The organism is Kitasatospora sp. NPDC050543 (genome assembly GCF_044457565.1).
Taxonomy (GTDB): domain Bacteria; phylum Actinomycetota; class Actinomycetes; order Streptomycetales; family Streptomycetaceae; genus Kitasatospora.
In genome coordinates this window covers 1-17,431 of the sequence record NZ_JBITGZ010000055.1, presented here as the reverse complement: position 1 = coordinate 17,431, position 17,431 = coordinate 1, and the positions used below count along the sequence as shown (strand labels likewise).

At 74.0% G+C, this 17,431-nt stretch carries 15 protein-coding genes; 10 read left to right on the top strand and 5 right to left on the bottom strand.

Annotation, left to right across the window (positions count from 1 at the left end; all coding sequences use genetic code 11):
• The first annotated feature begins 94 nt into the window (after positions 1-94).
• The gene (locus ACIBH3_RS34195; protein ID WP_396316027.1) at positions 95-1,033 is read left to right on the top strand and encodes an EamA family transporter; all 939 of its coding nucleotides are present in this window, start codon (positions 95-97) and stop codon (positions 1,031-1,033) included.
• On the opposite strand, the gene ACIBH3_RS34190 is transcribed toward ACIBH3_RS34195, so the two are convergent.
• Complete coding sequence (locus tag ACIBH3_RS34190) at positions 927-1,589, bottom strand: MarR family winged helix-turn-helix transcriptional regulator (protein ID WP_396316015.1); 663 nt, start codon at positions 1,587-1,589, stop codon at positions 927-929. The genes ACIBH3_RS34195 and ACIBH3_RS34190 overlap by 107 nt on opposite strands.
• Positions 1,590-1,739: 150 nt before the next feature.
• On the opposite strand from ACIBH3_RS34190, the gene ACIBH3_RS34185 reads away from it, so the two are divergent.
• Positions 1,740-2,084: a DUF2218 domain-containing protein gene (locus ACIBH3_RS34185; protein ID WP_396316014.1), complete on the top strand. Its 345-nt coding sequence runs from the start codon at positions 1,740-1,742 to the stop codon at positions 2,082-2,084.
• Positions 2,085-2,094: 10 nt separating this feature from the next.
• Here the strand turns inward: ACIBH3_RS34185 and ACIBH3_RS34180 are convergent, their stop codons facing one another.
• Both ACIBH3_RS34180 and gabT read right to left on the bottom strand, forming a co-directional pair.
• On the bottom strand, positions 2,095-2,787 hold the full coding sequence (locus ACIBH3_RS34180) for a phosphatase PAP2 family protein (RefSeq protein ID WP_396316013.1): 693 nt from the start codon (positions 2,785-2,787) through the stop codon (positions 2,095-2,097).
• Positions 2,788-3,314: 527 nt separating this feature from the next.
• Positions 3,315-4,655 carry a 4-aminobutyrate--2-oxoglutarate transaminase gene (gene gabT / locus ACIBH3_RS34175; protein ID WP_396316012.1) on the bottom strand — a complete coding sequence of 447 codons (1,341 nt, stop codon included), beginning with the start codon at positions 4,653-4,655 and terminating at the stop codon, positions 3,315-3,317.
• A gap of 291 nt (positions 4,656-4,946) precedes the next feature.
• Here gabT and ACIBH3_RS34170 point away from each other — a divergent pair, with 291 nt between their 5' ends.
• The 3 genes from ACIBH3_RS34170 (at position 4,947) to ACIBH3_RS34160 (ending at position 10,335) form a co-directional block, all read left to right on the top strand.
• On the top strand, positions 4,947-6,965 hold the full coding sequence (locus ACIBH3_RS34170; protein ID WP_396316011.1) for an ATP-binding protein: 2,019 nt from the start codon (positions 4,947-4,949) through the stop codon (positions 6,963-6,965).
• A 135-nt stretch (positions 6,966-7,100) separates the two neighbouring features.
• Positions 7,101-8,666: a PucR family transcriptional regulator gene (locus ACIBH3_RS34165; protein WP_396316010.1), complete on the top strand. Its 1,566-nt coding sequence runs from the start codon at positions 7,101-7,103 to the stop codon at positions 8,664-8,666.
• A gap of 226 nt (positions 8,667-8,892) precedes the next feature.
• Positions 8,893-10,335: an aldehyde dehydrogenase family protein gene (locus ACIBH3_RS34160; protein WP_396316009.1), complete on the top strand. Its 1,443-nt coding sequence runs from the start codon at positions 8,893-8,895 to the stop codon at positions 10,333-10,335.
• 158 nt (positions 10,336-10,493) lie between these two features.
• On the opposite strand, the gene ACIBH3_RS34155 is transcribed toward ACIBH3_RS34160, so the two are convergent.
• Complete coding sequence (locus ACIBH3_RS34155; RefSeq protein WP_396316008.1) at positions 10,494-11,162, bottom strand: NAD(P)H-binding protein; 669 nt, start codon at positions 11,160-11,162, stop codon at positions 10,494-10,496.
• A gap of 42 nt (positions 11,163-11,204) precedes the next feature.
• Complete coding sequence (locus ACIBH3_RS34150; RefSeq protein ID WP_396316007.1) at positions 11,205-11,648, bottom strand: MarR family winged helix-turn-helix transcriptional regulator; 444 nt, start codon at positions 11,646-11,648, stop codon at positions 11,205-11,207.
• Between the two features lie 118 nt (positions 11,649-11,766).
• Between ACIBH3_RS34150 and ACIBH3_RS34145 the strand changes: the two genes are divergently transcribed.
• The 5 genes from ACIBH3_RS34145 to ACIBH3_RS34125 all read left to right on the top strand — a co-directional run bounded on the left by ACIBH3_RS34145 (position 11,767) and on the right by ACIBH3_RS34125 (position 17,199).
• On the top strand, positions 11,767-12,693 hold the full coding sequence (locus ACIBH3_RS34145; RefSeq protein ID WP_396316006.1) for an NADP-dependent oxidoreductase: 927 nt from the start codon (positions 11,767-11,769) through the stop codon (positions 12,691-12,693).
• A 132-nt stretch (positions 12,694-12,825) separates the two neighbouring features.
• Positions 12,826-13,113 (top strand): putative quinol monooxygenase, encoded by a 288-nt coding sequence (locus ACIBH3_RS34140; protein ID WP_396316005.1) that lies wholly within the window; start codon positions 12,826-12,828, stop codon positions 13,111-13,113.
• 30 nt (positions 13,114-13,143) lie between these two features.
• Positions 13,144-14,508, top strand: a complete 1,365-nt coding sequence (locus ACIBH3_RS34135) for an aldehyde dehydrogenase family protein (protein WP_396316004.1) — start codon at positions 13,144-13,146, stop codon at positions 14,506-14,508.
• A 76-nt stretch (positions 14,509-14,584) separates the two neighbouring features.
• Positions 14,585-15,814 carry a 1-deoxy-D-xylulose-5-phosphate reductoisomerase gene (gene dxr / locus ACIBH3_RS34130; RefSeq protein ID WP_396316003.1) on the top strand — a complete coding sequence of 410 codons (1,230 nt, stop codon included), beginning with the start codon at positions 14,585-14,587 and terminating at the stop codon, positions 15,812-15,814.
• 80 nt (positions 15,815-15,894) lie between these two features.
• Positions 15,895-17,199, top strand: coding sequence for a M50 family metallopeptidase (locus ACIBH3_RS34125; RefSeq protein WP_396316002.1), 1,305 nt, complete (start codon positions 15,895-15,897; stop codon positions 17,197-17,199).
• Positions 17,200-17,431: the final 232 nt, after the last annotated feature.

The following is a 17,431-nucleotide window of genomic DNA, read 5'->3' as shown; positions in this document are numbered from 1 at the left end:
TGATCGATGCATGTCCGCCGCAAGCAGTGCCGCAAGCAGTGCCGTCGCCAGTACCCCCGGCAACACCGCAGGCAGTGGCGGCACGTCCGCCGCCATGAGCCCCCGTCACATCGGGCTGGCCGTCCTGGTCGCCGCCGTCTGGGGCCTGAACTTCGTCATCATCCATGTCGGCCTGGAGAACTTCCCGCCGCTGCTGTTCTGCGCGCTGCGCTTCGCGGTGGTCGCGCTGCCGGCGATCTTCTTCGTCCGGCGTCCGGCGGTCGCTTGGCGTTGGATCCTGGCGGTCGGACTCGTGCTGGGCGTGGTCAAGTTCGGCCTGCTGTTCCTGGGGATGCACGCCGGGATGCCGGCGGGGCTGTCCTCCCTGGTACTGCAGAGCCAGGCGGTCTTCACCGCACTGTTCGCCGCCGCGCTGCTGCGCGAGCGCCCGGCCGGCCAGCGGATCATCGGCCTGGGCATCGCACTGGTGGGGATCGCGGTGGCCGCCGTCGACCGCGGGGTGGGCGGGCCGATCGGGGCGTTCGTCCTGGTGATCGCGGCCGCCGTGGCCTGGGGGCTGTCCAACGTGCTGACCCGCAAGGCCGCACCGCCGGACGCGCTGCGCTGGATGGTCTGGGTCAGCGCCGTTCCGCCGCTGCCCCTGCTCGGGCTCTCCCTGCTGGTCGAGGGGCCGTCGGCGGACCTGCGGGCGCTGCGCGAGATCACCCCGGCCGGGCTCGGCGCGATCGTCTACGTGGGGCTGGCCTCGACGCTGTTCGGCTTTGTCGCGTGGAGCTTCCTGCTGCGCACCTACGACGCGACCGCCGTGGCGCCCTACTCGCTGCTGGTGCCGGTCTTCGGGATGTCCTCGGCCTGGCTGCTGCTCGGTGAGTCGGTCAGCCTGCCGGCGGGCTGCGCGGCGCTGCTGGTGATCGCCGGGATCGGGCTCACCGCGCTTCCTCCGGGGGCGTTGGCCGGGCCGGGCCGCCGGCTCCGTATGCGGCCTCCGCGACCCTCAGTGCCCGCAGCAGTGCCTCCTGGTCGGACGGGCTGATCGGGCCGAAGTACTCCTGGGCCAGCTCGTGGCGGATCCGGCCGATCCGCTCGACGGCCGCCCAGCCGTCCGGGGTGAGGACGATCCGTACGGCGCGGCGGTCGGCCGGGTCCGGGGTCCGTTCGACCAGGCCGGCCTCCTCCAGCGCATCGACCACGGTGGTCGCCGAGCGCGGGGCGATGTGCAGCCGGTCGGCGAGGTCGCTCAGCCGCATGGCGCGGTCCGGGTTCTCACAGCCCGGGGCGTTGGCGAGGGCGCGCAGTGCACGGCCCTGGCCGGGGGTGATGCCGAGGGGGCCGAGCCGGCTCATGGTCTGGCGCCGGATGCGCTTGATCGCCCTGGTCATCGCGTCGGCGAGCTCGGCGGCCGTGTCGGGTGACTCGGATGAGCCGGATGCGTCAGGCGTGCCCGCTGTACCAGCTGAGCCAGTTCTACCGGCCGCGCCGGACACCGCATCGTCGGCCGCCGCGCCGGACGCCGCCGCGCCCGGGACGTCGTCGTGCGGGCCGCTCGGGGAGGTCTCGCTCGCCGCGTCGTCGGTCGGCGTGGTGGTCATGGGCGGGCTCTCCTCGGCTGCGGTTCGCCCAAGGGTATCGGCCGTTCCGGAAGTACGAGCGACCGGAATGTTGAGCCAGGCTCAGTATTTAGGTTAGCGTGTATCCAGGTGAGGGCACCCTAAGTTCCCTCCGCTGCCCTTGGAGTCCTCATGCCCCGGTCCGAAGCCCGCGTCGTCACCGACCGCGCGGCCCGCTACGCCAAGCAGCTCTCCGCCCACCTGGGCCGCAAGATCACCGCCAACTGGTCCGAGGAGACCGGCCGGGGCGAGCTGACCTTCTCGGCCGGCACCGCCACCCTCGTCGCCGAGCCGCAGGTCCTGCTGCTCACCGTCGAGGGCGCGGCCGACAGCCTGCCGCAGCTGGAGGACGTGGTCGGCCGGCACCTGGTGCGCTTCGGCAGCCGGGACGAGCTGGTGGTCGAGTGGCGCCGTGACAACGGCGAGCCGGGCCTGGTCCACCGCATCGAGGAGCCCATGGCGGACGCCGAGGGCTGACCGGTCGCGCTCAGCCCGGCCCGGTCGCCCGATCCGGCCCGGCCCCGCGTCGGCTCGCGGGCAGGGCGCGGGCCAGCGTCGGGAGCAGCAGTCCGCCGACGCACCAGCTGGCCACCACGTCCAGGAGCCAGTGGTAGTCGCTCCAGACCAGCCCCAGGCCCACCCCGAGCGAGAGCAGTGCCGCGCCCAGGTGCAGGTGCCGGCGGGCGCGGGCGCCGACCGTACGGCCGACCAGCAGCGCGGCGGCGCCGTACGCGATGGTCGCGGTCGCGGTGTGCCCGGAGGGGTACCAGCCCCACTGGTCGGGAGCGAGGGGCAGGCCGAACGGGCCGGGGCGGGCGAACCAGGCCTTGGCCGGTACCACCAGCAGCGGGATCACCGCCGCGGTGAGCGCCGCCGCCGGGAGGGGCAGCCACCAGCGGTGGGTGTCCGCGCGGTGGGCGCGCCAGGCGGCCAGCGCGCCGCCGCCGAGCAGGACGGGCACGGCGGGTACGGAGCCGCCGAGGTCGGACAGGGCCTGGCCGAGGTGGTTGAGCAGGGTGCTGGAGATCCCGTGCCGCAGCTCGCGGACGGCCTGCCGCGCCTCGCGGTCCAGGCCGAGCAGCGGCCCGTCGACGGCCACCTGCCAGGAGATCAGCATCAGTGCGGCGGCGAGCGCGGCCGGCCGGGCGTACGGGACGCGCGCGCCGGGCGGTCGTCGCACCCGGAACAGGCCGGGGGCTGGAGCCGGGCGGGCCGGGGCTCGATCGGGCACCGGAGCTTGAGTCGGCTCCTGCTGCGGAGCCGGAGCAGGAGCCGGAGCCGGAGCCGGAAACGAAGGTAGCCGCCCCGGAGCCGGGGGGATAGCTCCAGGGCGGCTGTGGTGATCGCCGTTCCGCGCGCCCCGGGGGGTGTGGGCCGGACGGTCGGTCGATCGGCTCTCGGTGTGCGCCGCCCTCGCCGAGGCGGCCTGGTTGTCCTCGCGGCCCGTTCGCGGACCCTCCGGGAATGGGGGTGCCGCGGGTGGATCCGCCAATGGCTGAGGCTCGCTGTCCATCTGTCATGACACTACGTCAACCGGTTTCCTCCGGCCGGAGGCTTCAGGGATTCCGCACACCATCTTCACTCTGTGGAGTGCGGCGGCTACGGGGCGGGTTGCCCAGGGGGTTTGAAAGCGGGTCAAACCCGTGCGAACGCCGGAACGGCCCGGTCCACAGGGGACCGGGCCGTTCCGGGAGTGCCGAGCAGTCGTCAGGCGCGGGCGAACGCGTCTTCGATGATGTCCAGGCCCTCGTTGAGCAGGTGCTCCGGCATGACGAGCGGCGGCAGGAAGCGCAGCACGTTGCCGTAGGTGCCGGCGGTCAGCACGACCAGGCCCTCGGCGTGGCAGGCCTTCGCCACGGCGGCGGTGATCTCCGGGTTGGGCTCCTTGGTGCCCGACTTCACCAGCTCGATGGCGATCATGGCGCCGCGGCCGCGGATCTCGCCGATCACGTCGAACTTCTCCTGCATGGCGCGCAGGCGGCCCTTCATGACCTCCTCGATGCGCTTGGCCTTCGCGTTGAGGTCGAGCTCCTTCATGGTCTCGATAGAGCCCAGCGCGGCGGCGCAGGCCACCGGGTTGCCACCGTAGGTGCCGCCCAGACCGCCCGCGTGCGCGGCGTCCATGATCTCGGCGCGGCCCGTCACGGCGGCCAGCGGCAGGCCGCCGGCGATGCCCTTGGCGGTGGTGATCAGGTCCGGGACGATGCCCTCGTCGTCACAGGCGAACCACTGGCCGGTGCGGCAGAAGCCGGTCTGGATCTCGTCGGCGACGAAGACGATGCCGTTGGCCTTGGCGTACTCGACGATGGCCGGCAGGAAGCCCTTGGCCGGCTCGATGAAGCCGCCCTCGCCCTGGATCGGCTCGATGATGATCGCTGCGACGTTCTCCGCGCCGATCTGCTTGTTGATCATGTCGATCGCCTGCGCGGCGGCCTCGGCGGCGCAGTTCTCCGCACCCGTCAGCCAGCGGTAGGGGTAGGCGACCGGCACGCGGTAGATCTCGGGGGCGAACGGCCCGAAGCCCTGCTTGTACGGCATGTTCTTCGCCGTCAGGCCCATGGTGAGGTTGGTGCGGCCGTGGTAGCCGTGGTCGAAGACCACGACGGCGGTGCGCTTGGTGTAGACGCGGGCGATCTTCACCGCGTTCTCGACCGCCTCGGCGCCCGAGTTGAACAGCGCGGTGCGCTTGTCGTGGTCACCCGGGGTCAGCTCGTTGAGCTGCTCGGCGACGGCGACGTAGCCCTCGTACGGCGTCACCATGAAGCAGGTGTGGGTGAAGGCGGCCAGCTGCTCGCTCGCCTTGGCCACCACGGCCTCGGCGCTGTTGCCGACGTTGGTCACGGCGATGCCGGAGCCGAAGTCGATCAGCGAGTTGCCGTCCACGTCCTCCAGCACGCCGCCGTTGGCGCGCGAGACGTAGACCGGCAGCGTGGTGCCGACGCCGGCCGCCACCGCGCCGAGCTTGCGTGCCTGCAGCTCCTGCGACTTCGGACCGGGGATCGCGGTGACCAGGCGGCGCTCCTGCGGGAGCGGCGTTGCGGCGCTCATGGTGTTCTCCAGACTTCTCGGCTCGGTCCTCGCAGGCTACGGCGGCGCCGGGCGCACAGGCATGCGCCACTCGGTAGCAGTGCGCCGTCCGACTTGTCCTGCGCGGCCAGAGAGCGAGGTGTGACTACGGGCAGGTCCCGCTCCACTACATTGAGCGCGGGTGTGTCGCCGGTACGGCGGCATGGGTATGGCGGCACCGATTGCGCGTGCCGGGCGGGCGAGGGGAGCGGGGCCGCGATGGGACTGGACGGCACACAGGGGCATGGTCGGCGGACCACCGTGGCATCCACCATGCCCCAGCAGGTGGTCCGAGGCCTGCCGGCGCCGTCCGCCGCGCCCTCCTTCGACCTCGCGGCCTGGGTCGGCGCACCGCGCCCGGAGACCGGGCCCGGCATCTTCCGCCAGGGCTACCGGCGGATCGACCCCGAGCGGGCCGAGGCGGCGAAGGTGCCGGTGGGGGCACTGCTGCTGCGGGCGGCGCTGAACGCCGTGGTGGGCTGGTTCGCCTATGTGTACGGCGTCGAGCTCGGCAACTACCTGGCGACCCTGGTGGGCCTGCTGCCCAGCACCTCGCAGAGCGTGGCGACGTTCGTGGTGCTGGCGCTGAACGCGCTGGTGGTGGCCCTGGTGGTGACGGTGTTCGGCCGGATGGGCCGCTGGCCCGAGGTCTGGCGCCGGTTCGCGGCGCCGCTGCTCGCCCGGACGGTGACCATCGAGGAGCCCGCCGAGCAGACGGCCGCCGACGCCGCCGGGCCGGTGGACCCGTGGGAGCTGCTCAGACGGGGCGGGGCGGGCGCGGCCGCCGGGCGGCTCGACGCCGAGCCGGTCTCGGACGTCGACTACGTACGGATCCAGCGGGCGTGGGAGGCGGTGGCCGCGGACCCGGAGATCCTGCCGGCCTTCGTCGACCAGGTCGACGCCCGGGGCGCGGCGGCCTGCGCGCACCCGTCCGAGGCGCGCGACCTGCCCGCCCGCTCGGGCCGACACGACCTGCTGACCCGCCAGGTCCGCCTGGGCACCGCCCAGGACGTTCCGAAGAACGCGCTCGACCACCGCGCCGCCGGCTTCGCGCTCGACCCGGCGCTGCTCGGCACCTCGCTGCTGGCGGTCGGCCCGGCCGGCACCGGCAAGACCGCCCGGCTGGGCCGCCCGGTCGCCGAGGCGCTCTGCCTCCAGGCCCTGGCCGGGACGGCGTGCGCGGTGGTGATCGGCTCGGCCGACGCCGACCTCGGCCCGGACACCTGGTACGACGTGGTGATCGCCCCCGGTGACCGTGGCTCGGCCTACGGCCTCGACCTCTACGGCGCCGCGCAGGACCCGGACGAGGCCGCCGCCCGGCTGGCGGACGCGCTGCTGCCCGACGAGCTCGCACCGCGTACCGAGAGCGCCCGCACCGCCCTGCAGCAGGTGGTCGGCCCGTTCCGGGCCGCCTTCCGGCGCTACCCGGGCGTGCGTGAGCTGCGGGCCCTGCTCAGCGGCGAGCCGGACGCGCTGGAGGCGCTGGTCAAGGCACTGCGGGCGACCGGGGAGCTGGACGCGTACGAGCGCGACCTCCAGCACCGCGACCGCCAGCGCGGCCGGGCCGATGACCCGGGCGTGCTGCTCGCCGACCGGCTCGCGCTGCTGGACCGCCCGGCGTTCACCGGCTGCTTCGCCACCGACGGCGAGGGGAAGCCGCCGTTCGCGATGCGGGCGCTGGACCACCCGCTGCGGGTGCTGGTGAAGCTGCCCGAGCGCAGCCACCCCGAGGCGGCACGGATGCTGTCCCGGCTGGTGGTGGGGCAGTTCGTCCAGGCCTCCGCGGCCCGTACGGACCGCTCGCTGTTCGCCGGACTGGTGGTCGACGACGCCTCGCCGGCCCTGGACCTGAACACCATCCGGGGGGTGCAGCGGATGCGCGGCGCCAACGCGGGCGCCGTCCTGCTGCTGCGCACGCTGGTCGATCTGCCGGAGGCGCTGCGGGCGCCGCTGTTCGGCGCGGTCGGCTGCCGGATGGCCTTCCCAGGGATCGCGCCCTGGGACGGCCGGCTGTTCTCCGAGGCCTGGGGCACCCACGTGGTGCGGGAGACGGCCGTCACCCACGCGCCCGACACCTCCGGCGGTGCGCTGCGCAAGGCGGCCCGGATCGGGCGCAAGGCGCTGTCCGGGACCACCGCGCAGACCGAGAGCGTCACCACCCGGGAGGTCGAGCGGCTGCGCTGGTCGCCCTCCGACCTGGCGCACGCGCTGCCCGCCGGTCACGCGGTGGTGTCGCTGACCACGGTGACGGGCGAACAGGTTCCGCCGCTGCTGGTGGACCTGCGCGGCTGAGCCTGGGCGGACGTATCGCCGCAGCGGTGGATTCGGCAGTGCGGGTTGTCCGGGGCGTCCATAATGAGGGGGAGAGATCCCCCCTCCGTGCCCCGGGCCGCAATGGCGCGGCCGGGTCGTCCCACCGAAGGTGCCATGCCTCCCACACTCGCCTCCGTCGTCCGCAACACCTCGCTCCACCTGACGGTGATCGCCGGGGCCGACCACCTGGAGCGCCCGGTCCGCTGGGTGCACACCAGCGAGCTGGACGACCCCACCCCGTTCCTCGAGGGCGGTGAGCTGCTGCTCACCACCGGCATCAAGCTGGGCCGAACCGCCGCGCAGTTGCAGGCGTACGTCCACCGCTTGGCGGACGCGGGCGTGGTCGGCCTGGGCCTGGGGGTCGGGCTCTCGCACACCGAGGTGCCCAAGCCGCTGGTGGAGGCCGCCGCGCAGCGCGGGCTGCCGCTGCTGCGGGTGCCCGAGCCGACGCCGTTCATCGCGATCAGCAAGGTGGTCTCGGCGGCGCTGGCCGCGGAGCAGTACGAGGCGGTGACCACCAGCTTCGAGGCGCAGGAGGAGCTGACCCGGGCCGCGCTGGGCAAGGACGGCACCACCGCGGTGGTCCGCCGGCTCGCCTCCCGGCTCGGCGGCTGGGCCGCGCTGTACGACGGCTCCGGTGCGCTCTCGGTGGTGGCCCCGGACTGGGCGGCCCGCCGGGCGGGGCGGCTGGCGGCCGAGGTGGACCGGCTGCGCCGGCGCCCGGCACCCTCCAGCGCCGCGTTGCAGGGGCGCTCGCCGGGCATCGACACGGCGGACGAGGACTACGTGGTCGTCCAGTCGCTGGGCGCCGACCGCCGGGCCCGCGGCTTCCTCGCCGTCGGCACCGAGGACCGGATCACCCCGACCGAGCGGTACGTGCTGAACGCGGCGGTCGCGCTGCTGACTCTCACCCTGGAGCGCTCCCGCGAGCTGCGGCAGGCCGAGGAGCGGATGGGCGCGGCGCTGCTGCGGATGGTCCTGGCCGGCGAGGTGTCCACCGCCCGGCAGGTCGCGGTCGGTCTCTTCGGCGGCCTGCCCGAGGGGACGATACGGATGCTGGTGGCCGGCGCCGGCCAGGGCGCCGACGCCGCCGAGGCGCTCGGCGAGCTGGGCGACCGGGCCGAGCAGGCCGGCGGCCGGGTCGGCGAGAGGCTGCTGATGGCCCGCGAGGACGGGCAGCACGGGCCCCGGCTGATGGTGCTGGCGCTGGACAACGGTTCCGTGCACCGGGCCTGCCTGGGTGTGGTGGAGGAGCACGAGGGGCTCTCACTGGGCGTGTCCGCCCCGACCACCCTGGAGGAGGCGGGGGCGGCGCACGCCCAGGCCGAGCGGGCCCTGGCGGTGGCGCTGCGCGGCGGTCGCCGCTCGGTGGACCACGAGGAGGTCGGCGCCGGATCGCTGCTGCCGCTGCTCGGGGAGGAGGCGGTGACGGCCTTCGCCGAGGGCCTGCTGAGGCCGCTGCGCGAGCACGACCGCACCGCGCGCGGTGACCTGGTCGCCTCGCTGCGGGCCTGGCTGTCCCGGCACGGGCAGTGGGACGCTGCCGCGGCGGACCTGGGTGTGCACCGGCACACCCTGCGCTACCGGATGAAGCGGGTGGAGGAGCTGCTCGGCCGCTCGCTGGACGACACCGATGTGCGGATGGAGCTCTGGCTGGCACTGCGCGCGGGCGAGGACTGAGCGGCGGCGGCCGGGGTCGGCGGGACGGGCGTCCCGGCCGGGGCCTGCCGCGACGCCCGGAGACCGCCGGCCGGCGCCTGGTCCCCGGGCTTCCTGTCCGGGATGGAGTGCCCGGGCGGCAGAGCGCTACGTCGTGGCCAATCCGCTTGACGTGTGCGGCCTCGTACCGTGGATGCAGGCTCCACCTCCGTGGGGCGCAGACGACGAGGAGAGGGCCGGTACCACCGTGACCACCACCCATGAGTTCTGGCTGGCCGGCCGCCGGGCGAGCGGCGACGCCGACTTCGAGGTACACAACCCCTGGGACGGCCACCTGGTCGGCAAGGTCAGCATCCCCACCGAGGCCCAGGTGGAGGAGGCGCTGGACGCGGCCGTGGCCGCCCTTCCCGCGTTCGCCGCGACCCCCGCGCACGTGCGGGCCGCCGCGCTGGACCACGTGTCCAAGCGTCTGGCCGAGCGCACCGAGGAGATCGCCCGCCTGATCACCGCCGAGAACGGCAAGCCGATCAAGTGGGCCCGCGGCGAGGTCGGCCGTGCCGTCTCGGTCTTCCGCTGGGCCGCCGAGGAGGCCCGCCGCACCAACGGCGAGACCATGCGGCTGGACACCGACCCGGGCGGCGTGGGCCGCTTCGCGGTGGTGCGCCGCTTCCCGCGCGGTGTGGTGCTCGGCATCGCGCCGTTCAACTTCCCGCTGAACCTGGTCGCCCACAAGGTCGCCCCGGCGATCGCCGTCGGCGCCCCGATCATCCTCAAGCCGGCCCCGGCCACCCCGCTCTCCGCGCTGGTGCTCGGCGAGATCCTGGCCGAGACCGACCTGCCGGCCGGCTCCTGGAGCGTGCTCCCGGTGCCGAACGAGCGGATGCCCGCCCTCGTCCAGGACAAGCGCCTGCCGGTGATCTCCTTCACCGGCTCGGACAAGGTCGGCTACCAGATCATGGACTCGGTGCCGCGCAAGCACACCACCCTGGAGCTCGGTGGCAACGCCGCGGCCGTGGTGCTGGCGGACTGGTCCTCCGAGGCGGACCTGGAGTGGGCGGCCACCCGGATCGCGATGTTCTCCAACTACCAGGGCGGCCAGTCCTGCATCTCGGTGCAGCGGGTGATCGCGGACGCGTCGGTGTACGACGCGCTGGTGGAGAAGGTCGTCGCCAAGGTCCAGGCCCAGGTCACCGGTGACCCGCGCGAGGACGCCACCGACGTCGGCCCGCTGGTGGACGAGAACGCCGCCAAGCGCGTCGAGGCATGGGTCGAGGACGCCGTCGCCAAGGGTGCCAAGGTGCTCACCGGCGGCACCCGCGAGGGCGCCAGCTACGCGCCGACCGTGCTCGCCGAGGTGCCCGCCGACGCGATCCTGGCCAAGGCCGAGGTCTTCGGCCCGGTGCTGTCACTACAGAAGGTGGACGGCACCGAGGAGGCCTTCGCGGCCGTCAACGACTCCTGCTTCGGTCTTCAGGCCGGCGTCTTCACGCGTGACGTGCAGACCGCCTTCCGGGCGCACCGCGAGCTGGAGGTCGGCGGCGTGATCATCGGTGACGCGCCGTCCTACCGCGCCGACCAGATGCCGTACGGCGGCGTCAAGGACTCCGGCGTCGGCCGCGAGGGCGTCAAGTACGCGATGGACGACTACACCCAGGAGCGCGTCCTGGTCCTCACCGGCCTGGACCTCTGAGCCGGTAGAACCCGCTGCCACGGCGGGGGCCCCGCCACCGTGTTCCGGTGGCGGGGCCCCCGCCGTTCGTCTGCCGTTCGCCGCCTCGGTGCGCGTCCGCCCGGTGCGTGCGCCGGCCCGGTGCTCTGCCCGAGTGCCTGTGTCCGCCGTGCGTCCGCTCAGTGCCCGGCCGCTGCCACGGCGGCGACCGCCTCGGCGGCCGGGGTGCCGCCGGTGATCAGTTCCAGGGTCATCCCGGCGGTGCCGGGGGTGTGCAGCAGCTCGTCCAGGACGTGTGCGACGTCGGCCCGGTCGACGGCGCCGCGCCCGGTCCGGGCGGCCAGCGTCACCCGGTCGGTGCCCGGCCCGTCGGTCAGCCGCCCGGGGCGCAGGATCGTCCAGTCCAGTGCGGCGCGGGCCGCCACGGCTTCGTCCGCCGCGCCCTTGGCCCGCAGGTAGGCCTCGAACACCGGGTCCGCGGGGTATCCGGCGCCCGGGTCGGCGCCCATGCTGGAGATCATCAGATAGCGCCGGACACCGGCGAGCCCGGCGGCGTCGGCGAGCAGGACGGCGGCGTCGCGGTCCACGGTCTGCTTGCGTTCGGCGCCGCTGCCGGGACCGGCGCCGGCGGCGAAGACCACCGCGTCGGCGCCCGTGAGCAGATCGGCGAGGGCGGCGGGGGTGGTGTGCTCCAGGTCGAGCAGCAGCGGCTCGGCCCCGGCGTCCCGGAGGTCCTGGGCCTGTTCGGCGCGGCGGATGATGCCGGCGACCTGGTCGCCGCGGCCGGCGAGCCGGTGCTCCAGCAGGAGCGCGATCTTGCCGTGGCCACCCGCGATGACGGTACGCATGGGGCCGACGGTAGCCGCTGCGGGACGCCGGGGCCCGCAGGCTCAGCCGGTGGCGGTGGGGAAGACCCGGGCGAGCAGGTCACCGAGGGCGCGGCGCTCGCTCTCGTCCAGCTGCTCCAGGCCGGGCAGGCCGGTGGCGACCTCGGCCCGGATGCAGCGGACGGCGGCCTCGCCCTCCTCGGTCAGCAGCACGTTCTTGATCCGGCGGTCGGCCGGGTCGGCCTCGCGCCGGGCCAGGCCCCGGGCCTCCAGGCGGTCGACGATCCCGGTGACGTTGGAGGCGTCGCAGCCGAGCAGGTCGGCGAGGGCGCGCATCGGCATCGGGTGGCGCAGCAGGCCGAGCATCTTGCCCTGCATCGGGGTGAGCCCGTGGGCAGCGGCCACCGCGGCGAATCGGCGGTAGTAGCCGGCGGTGGCCCCGGCCAGCCGGTCCATGAGCAGGACCGTACTGGGCACGGGGGCCGGCGGGGGTGTGGTCCTGGTCATGGCACCAGTCTACGAGCCATTGCTTGACATTCTCAACCATCGAGATCTACCGTCGATCATATTGGTTGAGGTACTCAATCATCTACCGCATCAAATCTTTCTGTTCAGGAGCATCACCATGAAGGCGATCACCTACCGCAGCTACGGCGGCCCCGACGTCCTGGAGTACGGCGACCGCCCGGAGCCCAAGCTGGGTGCGGACGCGGTGCTGGTCAAGGTCCGGGCGGCCGCGGTCAACCCGGTCGACTGGAAGATCCAGGCGGGCTACCTGGACAGCGTCCTGGACGCCGTCTTCCCCGTCATCCCGGGCTGGGACGTGGCCGGCGTGGTGGAGCGGGTGGGGGTCTCGGTCACCGAGTTCGCCCCCGGTGACGAGGTGATCGGCTACGTCCGCGAGGACATGGTCGGCCGCGGCACCTTCGCCGAGTACGTCGCCGCCCCCGTCCGCACCCTGGCCCGCAAGCCCGCCTCGCTCACCTTCGAGCAGGCCGCCGGCCTCCCGCTGGCCGGCCTGACCGCCTATCAGGCGCTCGCCGGGGCCCTGGAGGTCAAGCCCGGGGAGAGCGTCCTGATCCACGCGGCGGCCGGCGGCGTCGGCTCGCTGGCCGTCCAGATCGCCGTGGCGCTGGGTGCCCGGGTGGTCGGCACCGCGAGCGAGCGTAACCACGAGTACCTGCGCGGGCTCGGCGCCGAGCCCGTCAGCTACGGCGAGGGCCTGGCGGAGCGGGTACGGGCGCTGGCGCCGCAGGGCGTGGACGCCGTGCTCGACCTGGTCGGCGGGGACGCCCTGCAGGCCTCGCCCGGGCTGCTCGCCCCCGGCGGGCGGATCGCCTCGATCGCCGACGGCGCCGTGCTGGCGCTCGGCGGCCGCTACGTGTTCGTCCGCCCGGACACCGCCGACCTGACCGCGCTCGGCGAGCTCGCCGACAGCGGGCAGCTGACCGTGGAGGTCGCGGCCACCTTCCCGCTGGAGCGGGCCGCCGACGCGCAGCGCCTCAACGCGGAGGGCCACACCCGCGGCAAGATCATCATCACCGTCGCCTGAGCCCGGTCGAGCCCGCCCGGTCGAGCCCGCCCTTGCACGCCCGCCGGCCTGAGCCGGCCGCCCTCGACCGTCACCCCCGAACCCGTGGGCGGCCGCACCCGGCCGGCCGCCCACCGCCCGAAGGACCCCGCCATGTCCACCGTCGTCATCACCGACTGGCTCGCCCTGCGGGGCGAGGAGCAGCGCGTCGCAGCGCTGCTGCCCGCCCTCGTCGAATCCGCCCTGGCCGAGCCCGGTGTGCTCGCCTTCCGGGCGGTGCGCTCCCGGCAGGACCCGGCGGCCTTCGTCCTCCTCGCCCAGTACGAGGACGACGCGGCCGCCGAGGCACATCGCGGCGGTGAGCGTTACCTGGAGCTCGTCCAGGGCACCATCGCCCCGTACCTCATCGACCGGCAGGCCGAGACCTACAGCCTGATCTGACCCGCCCGCACCTCCCCAGGAGCCACCACCATGACCTCCACCCCCGCCGGAGCCCGCACCGAGGCCGCCGCCCGAGCCCCCGGCGCGGTCACCGCCGAGGCCGCCGCCGTCGTCGCCGGGTTGCGGGCCGCCTTCGCCACCGGCCGCACCCGGCCGCTCGACTGGCGGCTCGGCCAGCTGGCGGCGCTGCGCGCGCTGCTCACCGAGCAGCGCGAGGACCTGCTCGCGGCCCTGCACAGCGACCTGGGCAAGGGCCCGGCCGAGGCCTACCGGACCGAGATCGGCTTCACCCTCAACGAGCTCGACCACACCGTCGCCCACCTGGAGGAGTGGCTGCGCCCCAAGCCGGCCGCCGTGCCCGAGGCGTTCCGGCCCGCCGAGGCCAGCGTGGTCCGCGAGCCGCTCGGCGTGGTGCTGGTCATCGCGCCCTGGAACTACCCGCTCCAGCTCGCCCTCGCCCCGCTGGTGGGCGCGCTGGCGGCCGGCAACACCGTGCTGGTCAAGCCCAGCGAGCTGGCGCCGGCCACCTCCGCCGCGATCGCCCGGCTGCTGCCGCGCTACCTGGACCCGCAGGCCGTCGCGGTCGTCGAGGGCGCGGTCGCGGAGACCACCGCCCTGCTGGAGCAGCGTTTCGACCACATCTTCTACACCGGCAACGGCGCCGTCGGGCGGATCGTCATGACCGCCGCCGCCAGGCACCTGACACCCGTCACGCTGGAACTCGGCGGCAAGAGCCCGGTCGTCGTGGACGAGTCCGCCGACCTCGCCGTCACCGCCCGGCGGATCGCGCGCGGCAAGTTCCTCAACGCCGGCCAGACCTGCGTCGCCCCCGACTACGTGCTCGCCGTCGGCGGCACCGCGCCGGGCCTGGAGCGCGAACTGGCCGCCGCCGTGCAGGAGGCGTACGGCGAGGACCCGGCCGCCGACCCGGAGTACGCGCGGATCGTCAACACCCGCCACTTCGACCGGCTCGCCGCCCTGCTCGCGGACGGCCGCACCGTCACCGGTGGCGGCCACGACCGCGCCGGCCGCTACATCGCCCCCACCGTGCTGGCGGACGTCCCCCCGGACGCGCCGGTGATGCGGGAGGAGATCTTCGGCCCCGTCCTGCCCCTCGTCCCGGTGGCCGACCTGGACGAGGCGATCGCGTTCGTCAACGACCGGGACAAGCCGCTGGCGCTGTACGCCTTCACCGAGTCCGAGCAGACCAAGCGGCGGCTCGCGGCCGAGACCTCCTCCGGCGCGCTGGTGTTCGGCCTGCCCGTCTCCCACCTGGCCGTCCCCGCGCTGCCCTTCGGCGGCGTGGGCGAGAGCGGGATGGGCAACTACCACGGCGAGTACTCGCTGGCGACGTTCAGCCACGCCAAGGCCGTCCTGGACAAGCCGCTGCGCTGATGCCCCCGGCGCGAGCCGCAGCGCCGACGCCCCCCGGCGGTGCCGCCCGGCCGCGCCGGCAGGACACAATGGGCGCATGAACTCGCTCGCCCACCCGCAGCTGCGCTTCACCCCCACGGTGAAGGCCCCCTCCGCTCCCCGGGAGCTGGTGATCCTCGGCTCCACCGGCTCGATCGGCACCCAGGCCATCGACGTGGTGCTGCGCAACCCCGACCGGTTCAAGGTGGTCGCGCTCTCCGCGGCCGGCGGGCGGGTCGAGCTGCTCGCCGAGCAGGCGCTGCGGCTGGGCGTGCACACCGTCGCGATCGCCAACGCGCAGGCCGAGCCGGTACTGCGCGAGGCGCTCGCGGCGAAGGCGGCCGGGCGCCCGCTGCCCACCGTCCTGGCGGGCCCGGACGCCGCCACCGAGGTCGCCGCGCTCGACTGCCACTCGGTGCTCAACGGGATCACCGGCTCGATCGGCCTGCGCCCCACGCTGGCCGCGCTGCGCGCCGGACGGGTGCTGGTGCTGGCCAACAAGGAGTCGCTGATCGTCGGCGGCCCGCTGGTCAAGGCGCTGGCGAAGCCCGGCCAGATCGTCCCGGTGGACTCCGAGCACACCGCGATCTTCCAGGCGCTGGCCGGCGGCAGCCGCGCCGAGGTCCGCAAGCTGGTGGTCACCGCCAGCGGCGGCCCGTTCCGCGGCCGCAGCCGCGCCGAACTCGCCGCCGTCACCCCGGCGGACGCGCTGGCCCACCCCACCTGGGCGATGGGCCCGGTCATCACCATCAACTCCGCGACCCTGGTCAACAAGGGCCTGGAGGTCATCGAGGCGCACCTGCTGTACGACGTGCCGTTCGAGCGGATCGAGGTCGTGGTCCATCCGCAGTCGATCGTCCACTCGATGGTGGAGTTCACGGACGGCTCAACGCTCGCCCAGGCCAGCCCGCCGGACATGCGGATGCCGATCGCGCTTGGCCTCGGCTGGCCGGACCGTGTCCCCGACGCCGCTCCCGGCTGTGACTGGACCAAGGCGTCCACCTGGGAGTTCTTCCCGCTCGACAACGAGGCCTTCCCCTCGGTCGAGCTGGCCCGCGAGGTCGGCACGCTCGCGGGCACCGCCCCCGCCGTCTTCAACGCGGCCAACGAGGAGTGCGTGGACGCCTTCCTGGCCGGCCGCCTCGCCTTCACCGCGATCGTGGACACTGTTGCCAAGGTGGTCGCCGAGCACGGCACCCCGGCGGCGGGAACTTCCCTGACGGTCGAGGACGTCCTTCACGCGGAGGACTGGGCCCGGGCCCGGGCCCGCGAGCTGGCGGCCGGCTGAGCGGCCGTGGGCACGGACAGCCACGGGCAGTACGGTCGGCACGGTCAGTTGAGGCACAGCGGCATGACGGAGGACCAGCGGTGACGGCAGTGATGACGGTGGTGGGCATCCTGGTATTCGTGGTCGGGCTGCTCTTCTCGATCGCCTGGCACGAGCTCGGCCACCTCTCCACGGCCAAACTGTTCCGCATCCGGGTGCCGCAGTACATGGTCGGCTTCGGCCCGACCCTCTGGTCCCGCCGCAGGGGCGAGACCGAGTACGGCATCAAGGCGATCCCGTTCGGCGGGTACATCCGCATGATCGGGATGTTCCCGCCCGGTGAGGACGGCCGGATCACCAAGCGCAGCAGCTCCCCCTGGCGCACCATGATCGAGGACGCCCGGGAGGCCTCCTACGAGGAGCTCCAGGACGGCGACGAGCACCGGCTCTTCTACACCCGCAGGCCGTGGAAGCGCGTGATCGTGATGTTCGCGGGCCCGTTCATGAACCTGATCCTGGCGTTCGTGCTGTTCCTGACGGTGATGATGGGCTTCGGCGTCATGATGACCACGCCGACCGTCAGCACCGTCTCCAAGTGCGTCGTGGCGGCCGGCCAGCCGACCGACAGCTGCCCGGGCGGCGCCAAGCCGTCCCCGGCCGCCGCCGCGGGTCTCCAGCCCGGCGACAAGATCCTCTCCTTCAACGGTGACCGGATCGCCACCTACGACCAGCTCCAGGCCGACATCCGCAGGTCAGCCGGGCTGAGCGTGCCCGTGGTCGTCCAGCGCGGCGAGCAGCAGCTCACGCTCACCCCGACCATCGCCGTCAACCAGGTGCAGAAGTACGACGGCAACGGCGCGCCCCTCAAGGGTCAGACGGTGGAGGCCGGCTTCCTCGGCTTCTCCCCGGCCAGCGGCGTGGTGCGGCTGGGCTTCGGCCAGAGCCTGGACCGGATGTACGACAACGCCGAGACGGGCGTGAAGTCCCTCCTCGCGCTGCCCGGCAAGATCCCGGGCCTGTGGAACTCGGTCGTCAGCGGTGCGCCGCGCGAGGCCGACTCGCCGATCGGGATGGTGGGCGCGGCCCGCGTCAGCGGCGAGGTCTTCGCCCTGGACATCCCGGGCACCCAGCGGGTCGCCTTCTTCGTGAACCTGCTGGCCGGCATCAACCTCTCGCTCTTCCTGTTCAACATGCTGCCGCTGCTCCCGCTGGACGGCGGCCACATCGCCGGTGCCCTGTGGGAGGCCGTACGCCGCCGGGCCGCCGCGCTCTTCAAGCGCCCCGACCCGGGCCCGTTCGACGTGGCCAGGCTGATGCCCTTCGCCTACGTGGTGGCGAGCATCTTCATCGGCTTCACCCTCCTGGTGCTGGTCGCCGACCTGGTCAACCCGGTCAAGATCAGCTAGCCGGCGGTACGGGCGGGTGTGCTCGGGCCCCCACGGGTGCCGTACCGTTGGACGCCGGGTGCGCGTACGTCTGCGCACCCGGCCCGGCCGCCCGAATCTGCCGGACCACTCACCTCAACCCCGGGGAACCCTGCGCACATGACCGCGATCTCGCTCGGTATTCCGTCCCTGCCGCTCAAGCCGCTGGCCACGCGTCGCGTCTCCCGGCAGATCATGGTCGGCAACGTCCCGG